This is a genomic window from Enterobacter sp. RHBSTW-00994 (assembly GCF_013782625.1).
Taxonomy (GTDB): Bacteria; Pseudomonadota; Gammaproteobacteria; order Enterobacterales; family Enterobacteriaceae; genus Enterobacter.
This window is the reverse complement of record NZ_CP056199.1, coordinates 2,398,806-2,411,336: the sequence shown is the minus strand read 5'-3', so window position 1 is coordinate 2,411,336 and position 12,531 is coordinate 2,398,806. Positions and strand designations below refer to the sequence as shown.

The window sequence follows — 12,531 nt, the reverse complement described above, 5'->3', positions numbered from 1 at the left end:
TGATGAGTTGTATTCATAAGGACAAACACATAAATACTGTAGTGGTCATAAAAAAATGCGCCTAGAGTAAAAAATCAGAAAAAGACGCAGGAGGTGAAGGATGCAGCAACGACAATTAGGGCAAAACGGATTAACGGTTTCGGCTCTGGGTTTGGGGTGCATGGGACTGAGTTTTGGCTATGGCCCAGCCACGGAGAAACAGCAGGCTATTTCGCTTATTCGCGCCGCTGTCGATCGCGGTGTCACCTTGTTCGATACCGCTGAAATCTACGGCCCGTTTACCAACGAAGAGGTGGTCGGGGAAGCGCTGGCTTCGGTGCGTGACAAGGTGGTCATTGCCACAAAATTCGGTTTTGACTGCGATCAACCCGGCCAGGTGCTCAACAGCCGCCCGGCACATATTCGTGCAGCGGTGGAAGGGTCATTAAAACGGCTGAAAACGGACTATATCGATCTCTATTATCAACACCGTGTTGATCCTGACGTCCCTGTGGAAGAGGTTGCAGGAACCATTGCCGATCTGATCGCCGAAGGCAAAGTGAAACATTTTGGTCTGTCCGAAGCCGGTGTCGACACCATTCGTCGTGCTCATGCGGTTTGCCCGGTGGCTGCGTTACAGAGTGAGTATTCGTTGTGGTGGCGTCAGCCTGAAGAGGCGATCCTGCCGCTGCTGGCGGAGCTGAATATTGGCTTTGTGCCGTTTAGTCCGTTAGGCAAAGGTTTCCTGACCGGTGCGATTAATGCGCAAACGACCTTCGACAGCAGTGATTTTCGTAATGTCGTGCCGCGTTTTAGCGAAGCGTCACGCCAGGCGAATCAGCAACTGGTGGAGGTGGTAAAACGCCTGGCGGCAGAACAGGGGGTTACGCCAGCACAAATTGCGCTGGCGTGGCTTTTGGCTAAAGCACCGTGGATTGTGCCCATTCCGGGAACAACCAGGCTTCACCGGCTGGAGGAGAACCTGGGCGCGGCTGATGTGACGCTGTCACAAAAGGCGCTGGACAATATTAATCGTGCGCTGGCGGAAATTGATGTGGTGGGCGAGCGTTATCCTAAACATCTGCAGGCGCGCGTGGGGAAATAACCTGGCGATTACGTAAAGCATCGACCAGAAGCGCAAAGGCGGTGGTGTGCTGCCGACGACTTGGGTAATAGAGATGATACCCATCGAACGGCTGACACCACGCCTTTAACACCTGGATCAAACGTCCTTCTGCAATGGCCTCCTGAACCGCATCTTCCGGCACATAGGCAAGCCCTAATCCCGATTCAGCGGCATCGATCCGCTGAGGCAGATTATTCAGTGTGAGTTGCCCATCGACCCGTATACGTATTTCACGGCCATCGCGTTCAAATTCCCAGGCGTACAAACCGCCGCGCGTCGGCAAACGCATATTAATGCAACGGTGCTGCTCAAGCTGTTCCGGCGATTCCGGCACGCCGAAACGTTCAAGATAATCGGCAGAACCCACTACGGCCATCCGCATATCCGGGGCGATGCGAACGGCAATCATATCTTTTGCCACCTGTTCACCCAGACGCACGCCCGCGTCAAATCGCCCGTCAACAATGTCCGTCAGACCATTATCCACCGTGACCTCAATATGAATATCGGGGTATTGCACCATAAATGGCTTCAATACTGGCCACAATACGTAGGTCATCGCGTGTTCCCCGGCGGTGATGCGAATATTCCCGGCAGGCTTGTCACGCATATCTCGCAGTGCGGTAAGTTCTTGTTCGATCTCCAGCAGATGCGGGCTTAAACGCATGAACAGTTGTTCACCGGCTTCAGTGGGGGCAACGCTGCGGGTGGTTCGGGTCAGTAGACGCACATCCAGGCGCGCTTCCAGATTACGCATGGCATGGCTCAATGCCGACTGTGAAACCCCCAGTTGTGCCGCGGCGCGCGTAAAACTGCGTTCACGGGCGACGACCATAAACGAGAGAAGATCGTTGAAATTATCTTTTAGCATCGTGAGTGACCCGACTTATGAATTACGTTCATGGTTCCTTTCTGATTATGCAGTCTAATGCTCTCTGCCTCTTTGCGCTACTGTTAGCGCAACAGCAAAAGAGGAGTCAGCATGAAAATTATCCGTAGTGGTTCATTACCTTCCGTACGCGGTCCTGAGGCCTGGTTTACAGGTACTGTACGTATTGATGCGCCGTTCCAGGCAACAGAACCGGCCACGGTAGGCGGCGCGACCGTCACCTTCGAACCGGGGGCACGCACGGCCTGGCATACGCATCCTCTGGGACAAACCCTGATCGTTACGCAGGGAAGAGGCTGGTTACAGGCGTGGGGTGAAGAGGCTCAAGAGTTAAATCAAGGTGATATCGCGTGGATCCCGCCAGGCGTTAAACACTGGCACGGGGCAAGTGCTGCGACGGCGATGACGCATATTGCCATCGCCGAAGCAGTCAACGGCAGCCCGGTAGAGTGGCTGGAAAAAGTGACCGACGAGCAGTATCAGCAGCGTTAACCACCAAAGACCGCAATCGCCTGCTGCAGTCGGGTTGTTCGCTGCGTCAGGTGATTGGCGGCGCTTGTCACGTTATCTACCATGCCGGTATTGTTATGTGTCATCACGCCAATACGAGAGATGGACTCGTTGATCAGACTTAACGCCTGCGTCTGTTCCTGTGTGGCATGACCGATCTCTTTAATCAACGACGACATCTGCAATACGTTGCTGATCATCACGGACAACTGTGTTTCGGTTTGTTCCACCATTTCCACACCAGTGTTAACGCTTGCGACGTTTTTCTCGATCAGGTTTTTGATCTCTTTTGCGGCTGTCGCTGAGTGTTGTGCGAGGTTACGTACCTCGGCTGCCACCACCGCAAAACCCCGTCCGGCTTCACCTGCACGCGCGGCTTCCACGGCGGCGTTAAGGGCCAGAATATTGGTCTGGAAGGCAATCCGGTCAATCACACCTATAATATCGACGATCTGGCTGTTATCCTGGGAAACGGACTGCATCATGCTGATGGTCTGTTTCATCATGGCTTCACCACTGTGCGCACTGTCACTGGTGCGATCTGCCATCTGTATGGCTTCTTTAGCGGTTTCAGCCGTTTGCTGTACCGCACTGGCAATTTCCTCTACCGCGGCAGCTGTTTGCTGCAAATCATCGGCGGTCTCTTCTGAGCGAGCCTGTAGTGCTGCACCTTCTTTCGCGACCTGCTGGCTAATCGTACCAATGCCGGTGATTTGCGTCCCCACATCATCAACGAGAGAATTCAGGTTTAAGCCCGACTGATTGACAAGACGCATCATCAGACCAATTTCATCAACACGGTCAAAATGAAAATATGTTGTTTTACGCCCGGAAACGACGTGCTGCATCTGGCGGACAATGGTTTTAATCGGCCGCGATATTTGCGCATTCAGGTACAGTGACTGGGCGATAAACAGAATGACTAATCCGCACGCCAGCGTAATCCCTTTGGGTAATAAAAATAAAAGCAAACAGGAGAGCAATGCTGTGGTGATTATTCCGGTATTGACTCTTTTGGTGGTACTCAGTCGTTTGAAAAGGGAGAGAAAAGAGAGTAATCCCCGGCGAACCAACACACCTTTATAAAAACGGTGATGTTTTAATTCGTTATTTCTCACCTTTTCATAAAGTTTTTCACTGGTTTCGATCTCTTCGCGTGCCGGAATATTACGGACTGAGATGTATCCGGTTAGCATTTCATTCTGATACACCGGAGTGACGTTGGCGCGAACCCAGTAGTGATCGCCGTTGTGGCGGCGGTTCTTGACCAGGCCTGTCCAGCTCTCGCCTTGCTGTAGGGTAAACCACATGTCACCAAATGCTTCGGGGGGCATATCGGGGTGACGAATGACATTATGAGGTTCACCCAGAAGATTTTCTTCTTTATATCCGCTGGCTTCAATAAAGGTTGAGTTCGCATAGGTAATATGGCTATGCGTATCCGTTGTCGACATTAACGTCGACCCTTCGTTAAGTAAATACTCGTTCTGTGTAACTGGCGTGTTACGCTTCATGAGTAACTCCATGGTGATGTGCAAGTAAAGGAGAAACCGCCCGATAAAAACTCAGGCAAGATATAAACATTATTCTGTTGTTTTGCTGCTGGCGTATTCTCCACGAAACTGATGATATTCGGAACCACCTAAATTAAATATTTTTTATCTTTTAAAGCCCTTTATGTAATAAAAATGAAAATATCTTTATCTTTATGTTTATACGCCGAACTAAATAAATGACTTAAGGCAAATAAACGGTGCGACGTGTATTCATCACAGAAACTTTGCTTTCGAAATAGCGTTTCATTAACAGAATTAACACGCTATGATTTAACGGCTTTTGGCCACAGGACGACGGGTAGGAACATGAAAATCAATTTAATCGGCACGAGCGGCAGCGGGAAAAGCACCCTGGCTCAACACATTGCGAGCGAGATTGCCATCCCCTATATCGAAATGGACCGGTTGTACTGGCTTCCTGACTGGGAGGGGACACCAGACGAACAGTTTTTACTCAATCTGGAAAACGCGCTTTCGGCATCACAGGACTGGGTTCTGGACGGAAATTACAATCGCACACGTCCGGTGAAGTGGCGCGATGTCGATCTGGTGATATGGGTGGACTATAGTTTTACCCGCACGCTCTGGCAGGCGGTGAGCAGAGCGGCAAAACGGGCATGGCACAAACAGGAGTTATGGCCGGGAACGGGAAACCGGGAAAGTTTTCGTCGTTCGTTCTTTAGCCGGGAATCGATCATCATCTGGACGATTAAAACATGGCGCAGTAACCGCATTCGTTATACTGCCGATATGCAAAACCCGGACTATGCCCATATCCGTTTCATCCGCATAACCTGTCGTAAAGAGGCGGAATTGTTGATGTCTGAATTAAAGGCTTATTCTTAGTCTGGTTTTATATATCTGATTTTCGGCAAACCAAATGTAAATTAATTGTTTCTCACTGGTGAAATACGCCTTTAATAATGACGACATGTTAAGTCAAACGAGATTACAACATGTCCTGGCGAATCAGCATTCTGGATAAAAGCCCCATCGCAGCAAACGAAACGGCCGCCGATGCGCTGGCGCGTACTTTAAGCCTGGCGCAACACGCGGAAAACCTGGGGTATCACCGCTTCTGGATTGCCGAACACCACAACACCACTCAACTGGCCAGCCCCTCTCCGGAGCTGCTTATCGCCTGGATCCTGGGGCAAACAAAGCGCATTCGCGTGGGATCAGGCGGCGTGATGCTTCAGCATTACAGCCCGTACAAAGTCGCTGAAAACTTTAACCTGCTGGCGGCAATTGCGCCGGGACGGGTGGATCTGGGCGTCGGTAAAGCGCCTGGTGGTCTGCCGCTGTCAACCCGCGCGTTGCAGCAGGGGCTGAATCAACGGGAAAAGGGCAGCTTTGCTGAACAGCTAACACAACTGGATGGCTGGCTACGCCCTGAAGCTCAGTCGGAAGAGGAGGCTGTCCGGGCCACGCCATTGCCTCAGGTTCCAGCCCAGGGATTCCTGTTGGGTGCAAGCCCTGAGAGCGCATTACTGGCGGCAAAACTCGACTGGCACTTTGTCTTTGCTGCCCATCTGAATGGTGATCCCGATTTGCTGCGTGACGTTATCGCCACCTGGCGCAAAAACAGTGTCCGTGAGGTAATTGTTGCAGTTCAGGCGATTGTGGCAGAAACGCAGGATCAAGCCGAAACGCTGGCGCGCAATGTGGAAGTGTGGGGCGTTGAACTGGCAAATGGCCAGCGCGTTACGGTGGCAAGTGAGGAGCAAGCCTACGCTTTTGCACGTCAGGCCGGGAGCGAGCCGGTTCGTATTGCCCGTCGGGCGCAGTCTTTGCTGGCGGGGACCGCAGAGTCCGTTCTGCAACAGCTACAAACGCTGCATCAGCAATGGGGTATTGATGAATTTATTATCGATACGCCGGTGGCCGATGGCGAAACCCGCGTTCAGTCACTGCGTCTGCTTGCTCAGGCTCATGCTAACAGGGAGGTGATTGCATGAGCTTCGGTCAACAGCTTATCGCCTGGCGTCGCGAGTTGCACCAGAACCCCGAACTGTCTGGTCAGGAAGTGGAAACCACGGCTCGCCTGCGTCAGTGGCTAACCAACGCCGGGATCGCGCCGTTACCCTATGAACTGGCTACCGGGTTGGTGGCGGAAATTGGTTCAGGGGAGAAACTGATCGCTCTGCGGGCCGATATTGATGCGCTGCCGATAGAAGAGCGCAGCGGCGTGTCATTCAGCTCACAGCGTCCAGGGGTGATGCACGCCTGTGGTCACGACATCCACACCAGCGTGATCCTCGGTGCGGCATTACAGCTCAAGGCGCGTGAAACTTCGCTCAATGGACGTGTGCGGATCCTGTTTCAGCCCGCTGAAGAAAACTTTGGCGGCGCGAAAAGTATGGTGCGCGCCGGAGCATTACGCGATGTCAGCGCGATTTTTGGTATGCATAACGAACCGGGTTTACCGGTCGGGGAATTTGCCACCCGGGGTGGTCCGTTTTATGCCAACGTCGATCGGTTTGTGATCCGCATAACTGGCAAAGGCGCGCATGCCGCTCGTCCTCATGAAGGAAACGACGCGATTGTGCTGGCGAGCCAACTGGTTACCGCACTGCAAAGTGTGGCCAGCCGCAACGTCAACACGCTGGATTCCGTGGTGCTGAGCGTCACGCGTATCGCCGGAGGTAACACCTGGAACGTCTTACCCGAGAGTGTTGAGCTGGAAGGGACGTTACGTACCCACCGCACAGAAGTGCAGCAGAATGTGAAAGCCCGTGTCGGTGAAATTGCCGCCGGGTTTGCCAGTGCCTTTAGCGCGCAGATTGATATCACCTGGTATGCGGGGCCTACCGCCCTGATTAACGATGAACGCTGGGCCGACTTTGCCACTTCGGTGGCGAGAGATGTGGGGTACGAAACTCAGCGGGCTGAGTTGCATATGGGCGGTGAAGATTTTGCGGTCTATTTACAGAATATCCCTGGCGCGTTTGTCAGCATTGGCAGCGCCAGCCCGTATGGTTTGCATCACCCGGCGTTTAATCCGGATGAAGCATTAATTGAGCCCGCCGCACGCTATTTTGCTCAGCTCGCGGAAAAAGCATTGCAACACGTTTAATGAATAAGAGGTGAATATGTCTGCAACCCGACAATTGCGGCTGGGAACCATATTGCATGGTGCATCCGGAAATATGTCTGCCTGGCGTCATTCTGCGGCGATCGCAGATGCCAGTATTAATTTTCAATTTGTCAAAGAGACAGCCTTAAAAGCGGAAGAGGGTAAGCTTGATTTTTTATTTGTGGCTGACGGCCTCTATATTAATGAAAAATCTATCCCGCATTTTTTAAATCGTTTCGAACCGCTTACAGTATTATCCGCGCTGGCAAGTATTACCACTCGTCTGGGGCTGGTCGGAACGTTGTCCACGTCGTATAGCGAACCGTTCACCGTTGCGCGTCAGTTTGCAAGCCTGGATCACCTGAGCAATGGGCGTGCCGGCTGGAACGTGGTAACGTCGCCGCTGGAAGGCTCGGCAAAGAACTTTTCCCGTGAAAAGCACCCGGAACATGCGCTGCGTTACCGCATTGCGGATGAATACCTGGATGTGGTCAAAGGCTTATGGGACTCCTGGGAAGAGGATGCTTTTGTCCGGAATAAAGAGAGTGGGCAATTCTTTGATCCTGAAAAACTGCATACGCTGGATCACCATGGTGATTTTTTCCAGGTGGCAGGCCCGCTGAATATTGGTCGTACCCCGCAGGGTCGCCCGATTGTATTTCAGGCGGGCGCATCCAATGACGGGAAAAAACTGGCAGCGAAACATGCTGACGCCATATTTACTCATCACGATACCCTGGACGAAGCCAAAGCTTTTTATCAGGACGTGAAGCATCAGCTGGAATTACACGGTCGTCGTCCCGATGAATTACATATATTCCAGGGTGTCAGCGTTATTGTCGGAAATGATGCTGATGATGTAGAACAGCAATACCAGGCAACGGCCGCGCTGGTATCCATTCATGATGCGCTGAATTATCTGGGACGCTATTTCGAGCATCACGACTTCAGTCAATATTCTCTGGACGAGCCGTTCCCGGATATCGGTGATTTGGGGAAAAACAGCTTTCGCAGCACGACGGACGAGATCAAGCGCAATGCGCGGGAGCGCCACTTAACCCTGCGTCAGGTTGCACTCGAGGCGGCATCTCCGCGTCCCCGTTTTTCGGGGACACCTGAACAGGTGGCAGACGGTTTGCAGCAGTGGTTTGACCAACTCGGCGCTGACGGTTTCATCATTCAGGGCGGTACGCCGGACACCTTCTCGCGTTTTGTGGACCAGGTTGTTCCCGTTTTGCAGGCCCGTGGTCTGTTTCGGACGGAATATCCAGGAACCACACTGCGCGAAAGCCTGGGCTTAGACGAACCTAAAAATCAGTTCACAACACAATAAAAGAGAACCCCGCTATGCAGAAAACATCGCTTATTCTGGCGCTTGCGCTGGCCTTTACCCCTGCCGTCTGGGCAGAGAATGTGAACATTAACGGAACCGGCGTGAGCATTGAGGCCAATAAAACGCCTGTTAATACCGCCAAAAATAGCGACGCGGTGGCGCAGTTGCCAAAAGATTACCGTTTTGCTGTGCCGGGGAAATTCACCGTTGCGGTGGCGGGTCTGAATCAGCCGCCGCTGACGGTATTTTCCGATGACAACAAAACGCTGCTCGGGAGTGAAGTCGATGTTGCCCGGCTGGTCGCCGACAGCCTGGGTCTGGAGCTGAACGTCGTGCCAACTTCCTGGGAGGACTGGCCGTTAGGAGTGGCATCCGGGAAATATGATGCAGCCATCAGTAACATCACTGTGACCAAAGATCGCAAGGAGAAGTTTGACTTTGCAACTTACCGCAAAGACTCCCTGGGCTTCTATGTGAAATCGACCAGCCCACTTAAGTCGATCGAGAAGGCGGAAGATATCGCCGGGTTGCGCATTATCGTCGGATCGGGAACCAATCAGGAAGCCATCCTGCTGGCATGGAACGAGGAAAACCTCAGGAAAGGCCTGAAGCCTTTTACCCCGGTCTACACCAAAGATGATGCCGCGCAAACCCTGGCGCTCCAGTCCGGGCGTGCTGATGCGTACTTTGGCCCGAACGTGATTGGTGCGTGGAAAGCGGCGTTAACCGGTAAAACCAAACTGGTTGGCAGTGTCGATGGCGGCTGGCCGAAGGCGGCGCACATTGCGGTGACGCTGAAAAAAGGCAGCGGTCTTGTGGAGCCGGTACAAACGGCGCTTAACGGCGTAATTAAAAACGGCGATTACGACAAAGTGCTGAACCGCTGGGGTGAAGGTGTCGAACGCATTCCACATTCAGAGGTAAACCCGGCCGGACTGGGTGATTAAGGAGGCGCTATGAGCGAACAATTTCGTGACGTTTCGCCGGAAGATGCCGATCTTCAGCCCATCATTGATGGGTTGTTCGGTGAATACGCTGCCCGTTACGGTGACTATTTTTCCAAAGACGCGGAAGTGGAACTCACCGAGTGGTATTTAGCGCCGCAGGGGCTGTTTATTGTGCTGGAGCGCGATGGAGAGATCATCGCTACCGGAGCGTACAAACCTTTCGACGAGCACACGGCTGAGATCAAACGCATCTGGACGCACAAAGCATTACGCCAGCAGGGGCTGGCTGCCCGAGTGGTGCAAGAGCTGGAACGTCGTGCGGTGCTGGCGGGTTATAGCCAGATTTACCTCACGACAGGGTTTCGCCAGCCGGAAGCCGTCAGACTCTATACCGGTCAGGGCTACCAGCCGCAGTTCGATCTTGACCGTGATCCAGAAGAGTACAGCCAGCCGCCGTTTGACGGACGGCTGCGTTTCACCAAAACACTGGTACGCGAAGCGTTTACCAAAACCGCATGAGGAACGACGATGAACAACGTTGAAACCATCAAGGTGGTCCCGGCGCGCTATCCACTGCGCGCGGTTGGCGCAGTTGCTGCCCTGTTTGTACTGGCGGTGGTCATACAGTCTGTGGCCTTCAACCCACGCTGGGAGTGGGCGGTATTCGCGCGCTGGTTCTTTGACCCGGTGATTCTGGAGGGATTAGGGCAAACGCTGTTGCTAACGCTTATTGGTACGGCATTAAGCGTGGTGATTGGCGGGCTGCTGGCGCTGGCCCGGTTGTCATCCTCCTGGCTGTTGAGCAGCCTGGCATGGGGATACATCTGGCTGTTTCGGTCGCTGCCACTGATTGTGGTCCTGATCATCCTGTACAACTTTTCGTATCTCTACGATACGCTCTCTCTCGGCGTCCCCTTTACCCGCATCACCTGGGGCAGTTTTGAAACCATCAATGTGCTGGGGCAGTTTTCCACTGCCGTGGTAGGGCTGACGCTGGTGCAGAGCGCCTATACCGCTGAGATTATCCGTGGCGGGTTCCTGGGTGTCGACCACGGTCAGTATGAAGCTGCGGCGGCACTCGGTTTACCGGCCTGGCGTCGTACGGTACGTATCATTCTGCCGCAGGCGCTACGCACCATTCTGCCCGCCGGATTTAACGAGATCATCAGCCTCGCGAAAGGGACGGCAATGGTCTACGTGCTGGCGATGCCGGAACTCTTCTACACCATTCAGATGATCTACAACCGCACGCAGGAAGTGATCCCGCTGCTGATGGTCGGCGCGGTGTGGTATCTGGTGATCACCACCGTGTTGTCCGTTATTCAGCATGTCGTGGAGCGCGGTCTTGCCCGGAGCGAGCGCCGTTCCGCCGTGAACCAGAACCGCACGGCCAGCCGTACACGTTCTGTTACCACCACACAGACACAGGAGCCCGTTCATGCAAGCCTCTCCTGAAGGACACATTTCAATTACTGGCGTCAGTAAGTTCTTTGGTCGCCACAAAGCGCTGGATAATGTCTCTCTGGAGATCCCACCAGGTTCCGTCACGGTGATCCTGGGGCCATCCGGATCAGGTAAATCGACGCTGTTACGCACGATTAACCATCTGGAACGAGTTGATGAAGGCTTTATTCAGATTGACGGCGACTACATCGGTTATCGCCGTCAGGGGGACAAACTCTACGAGCTGAAAGAGAAAGCGATCCTCAAACAACGTATTAACGTGGGTTACGTCTTCCAGAATTTCAACCTGTTTCCACATCTCACGGTGCTGGAAAACCTGATTGAAGCGCCTGTTGCGCACAAGCAACTGAGCCGAAAAGAGGCGATTGATCGGGCCTATGATCTGCTGGATGTGGTAGGGCTGCGCGATAAAGCGGATGCCTGGTCGCGCCATCTTTCCGGTGGTCAGCAGCAGCGTATCGCGATTGCCCGCGCGCTGGCATTGCGCCCACGTGTCATGCTGTTTGATGAACCCACTTCAGCGCTTGACCCGGAACTGGTGGGCGAAGTGCTGGATGTGATCAAAAAGCTGGCGCGGTCCGGCACAACGCTGGTGGTCGTGACACATGAGATTGGTTTTGCCCGCGAAGTGGCGGACCAGGTGGTGTTTATGGTCGATGGAAAAATTGTGGAACAGGGCAGCAGTGATGAGGTGCTGAACCGTCCGTCGCATGCGCGAACGCGCCAGTTCTTGTCGAAAGTACTATAAGGAGCGCACATGAAATATGGACTTCTGGTATGCCTGGCCTTTGCGAGCGCAAGCCAGGCCAGCATCGATTTGAAAGCCAATGAGCAGCCACTGCCTGTGACGGTCGATCCGCAGGCCGTGGAGAAGATCCCGAAGGATTACAAATTTGTCGCGCCGGGCACGTTAACAGTCGCCATCTCGGCACTCAATTCACCTCCGCTGGCATTGTTAGCCAGCGACAACCGTACCCGTATTGGCAGCGATCCGGATATCGCACGTTTGCTGGCGGGGCGGCTGGGGTTAAAGCTGAAGCTGGTTCCAACCGCATGGGAAGACTGGCCTCTGGGGATCTCCTCCGGGCGTTATGATGTGGCGCTGGTGAATATTGCGGTGACCGAGCAGCGAAAAGAGAAGTTTGATTTTGCAACCTATCGCGTTGATTCCCTGGCATTCTCCGTGAAGTCCACCAGTGAGATTCAGTCGATTAAGAGTGCGGAAGATCTCGCCGGTAAAAAGGTGATTGTCGGTTCCGGCACGAATCAGGAACGTATTTTACTCGGCTGGAACGACGAAAATAAACGCGCCGGACGCGAACCTGCGTTGCCTGTCTATTTGACCGATGATGCTTCCGGGAATTTATATATTCAGTCAGGTCGGGCTGATGTGTTCTTTGGACCTCAGTCGGTATCGGCCTACAAAGCGGCGCTGACCGGCAAAACGCGGGTGGTCGGCTTAGGGCCGAAAAAAGCGTTTGTGGCGACCACCACCAAAAAAGGCAACGGACTGGTATACGCCTTGCAGGCTGCACTGGACGGCGCTATTCAGCAAGGTGAGTACCAGAGCGTGCTGGCGCGGTGGGGTGAACAGGGCGAAGCGGTGGCGCAATCCGACGTGAATCCGCCGGGGATAACCTACTGATAACTG

11 protein-coding genes and 1 pseudogene are annotated in these 12,531 nt (G+C 53.5%); 10 read left to right on the top strand and 2 right to left on the bottom strand.

The genetic code is table 11. The features are described from left to right. Nucleotides 1-100: 100 nt before the first annotated feature. Complete coding sequence (locus HV346_RS11570; protein WP_181623623.1) at nucleotides 101-1,084, top strand: aldo/keto reductase; 984 nt, start codon at nucleotides 101-103, stop codon at nucleotides 1,082-1,084. Here HV346_RS11570 and HV346_RS11565 read toward each other — a convergent pair. After that, a complete protein-coding gene (locus tag HV346_RS11565) occupies nucleotides 1,053-1,976 on the bottom strand; it encodes a LysR family transcriptional regulator (RefSeq protein WP_181623622.1) in 924 nt (307 codons plus the stop codon). The two genes, HV346_RS11570 and HV346_RS11565, sit on opposite strands and share 32 nt — an antisense overlap. Nucleotides 1,977-2,087: 111 nt before the next feature. On the opposite strand from HV346_RS11565, the gene HV346_RS11560 reads away from it, so the two are divergent. Further along, nucleotides 2,088-2,486 carry a cupin domain-containing protein gene (locus tag HV346_RS11560; protein WP_181623621.1) on the top strand — a complete coding sequence of 133 codons (399 nt, stop codon included), beginning with the start codon at nucleotides 2,088-2,090 and terminating at the stop codon, nucleotides 2,484-2,486. On the opposite strand, the gene HV346_RS11555 is transcribed toward HV346_RS11560, so the two are convergent. Continuing rightward, a complete protein-coding gene (locus tag HV346_RS11555) occupies nucleotides 2,483-4,018 on the bottom strand; it encodes a methyl-accepting chemotaxis protein (RefSeq protein WP_181623620.1) in 1,536 nt (511 codons plus the stop codon). The two genes, HV346_RS11560 and HV346_RS11555, sit on opposite strands and share 4 nt — an antisense overlap. Nucleotides 4,019-4,366: 348 nt before the next feature. Here HV346_RS11555 and HV346_RS11550 point away from each other — a divergent pair, with 348 nt between their 5' ends. The 8 genes and pseudogenes from HV346_RS11550 to HV346_RS11510 all read left to right on the top strand — a co-directional run bounded on the left by HV346_RS11550 (nucleotide 4,367) and on the right by HV346_RS11510 (nucleotide 12,525). Continuing rightward, complete coding sequence (locus HV346_RS11550) at nucleotides 4,367-4,906, top strand: adenylate kinase (protein ID WP_181623619.1); 540 nt, start codon at nucleotides 4,367-4,369, stop codon at nucleotides 4,904-4,906. Between the two features lie 110 nt (nucleotides 4,907-5,016). Further along, nucleotides 5,017-6,018, top strand: a complete 1,002-nt coding sequence (locus HV346_RS11545; RefSeq protein ID WP_181623618.1) for an LLM class flavin-dependent oxidoreductase — start codon at nucleotides 5,017-5,019, stop codon at nucleotides 6,016-6,018. After that, nucleotides 6,015-7,136: an amidohydrolase gene (locus HV346_RS11540; RefSeq protein WP_181623617.1), complete on the top strand. Its 1,122-nt coding sequence runs from the start codon at nucleotides 6,015-6,017 to the stop codon at nucleotides 7,134-7,136. Before HV346_RS11545 ends, HV346_RS11540 begins: the two co-directional genes overlap by 4 nt. Nucleotides 7,137-7,152: 16 nt before the next feature. Next, nucleotides 7,153-9,416: pseudogene (locus HV346_RS23405) on the top strand (NtaA/DmoA family FMN-dependent monooxygenase). Between the two features lie 9 nt (nucleotides 9,417-9,425). After that, nucleotides 9,426-9,935 (top strand): GNAT family N-acetyltransferase, encoded by a 510-nt coding sequence (locus tag HV346_RS11525; protein WP_181623614.1) that lies wholly within the window; start codon nucleotides 9,426-9,428, stop codon nucleotides 9,933-9,935. Between the two features lie 9 nt (nucleotides 9,936-9,944). Then, on the top strand, nucleotides 9,945-10,871 hold the full coding sequence (locus tag HV346_RS11520; protein ID WP_181623613.1) for an amino acid ABC transporter permease: 927 nt from the start codon (nucleotides 9,945-9,947) through the stop codon (nucleotides 10,869-10,871). Then, a complete protein-coding gene (locus HV346_RS11515) occupies nucleotides 10,855-11,628 on the top strand; it encodes an amino acid ABC transporter ATP-binding protein (protein ID WP_181623612.1) in 774 nt (257 codons plus the stop codon). Before HV346_RS11520 ends, HV346_RS11515 begins: the two co-directional genes overlap by 17 nt. A gap of 9 nt (nucleotides 11,629-11,637) precedes the next feature. Continuing rightward, entirely contained in the window at nucleotides 11,638-12,525 is an 888-nt protein-coding gene (locus tag HV346_RS11510) for a transporter substrate-binding domain-containing protein (protein ID WP_181623611.1), read from the top strand. Nucleotides 12,526-12,531 lie beyond the last annotated feature (6 nt).

Bases quoted from the DNA above. Each gene is read 5' to 3' on its own strand.
- HV346_RS11520 (WP_181623613.1), top strand. From the start codon at position 9,945: ATGAACAACGTTGAAACCATCAAGGTGGTCCCGGCGCGCTATCCACTG.
- HV346_RS11545 (WP_181623618.1), top strand. From the start codon at position 5,017: ATGTCCTGGCGAATCAGCATTCTGGATAAAAGCCCCATCGCAGCAAAC.
- HV346_RS11550 (WP_181623619.1), top strand. From the start codon at position 4,367: ATGAAAATCAATTTAATCGGCACGAGCGGCAGCGGGAAAAGCACCCTG.
- HV346_RS11515 (WP_181623612.1), top strand. From the start codon at position 10,855: ATGCAAGCCTCTCCTGAAGGACACATTTCAATTACTGGCGTCAGTAAG.
- HV346_RS11540 (WP_181623617.1), top strand. From the start codon at position 6,015: ATGAGCTTCGGTCAACAGCTTATCGCCTGGCGTCGCGAGTTGCACCAG.
- HV346_RS11510 (WP_181623611.1), top strand. From the start codon at position 11,638: ATGAAATATGGACTTCTGGTATGCCTGGCCTTTGCGAGCGCAAGCCAG.
- HV346_RS11555 (WP_181623620.1), bottom strand. From the start codon at position 4,018: ATGAAGCGTAACACGCCAGTTACACAGAACGAGTATTTACTTAACGAA.
- HV346_RS11525 (WP_181623614.1), top strand. From the start codon at position 9,426: ATGAGCGAACAATTTCGTGACGTTTCGCCGGAAGATGCCGATCTTCAG.
- HV346_RS11560 (WP_181623621.1), top strand. From the start codon at position 2,088: ATGAAAATTATCCGTAGTGGTTCATTACCTTCCGTACGCGGTCCTGAG.
- HV346_RS11565 (WP_181623622.1), bottom strand. From the start codon at position 1,976: ATGCTAAAAGATAATTTCAACGATCTTCTCTCGTTTATGGTCGTCGCC.
- HV346_RS11570 (WP_181623623.1), top strand. From the start codon at position 101: ATGCAGCAACGACAATTAGGGCAAAACGGATTAACGGTTTCGGCTCTG.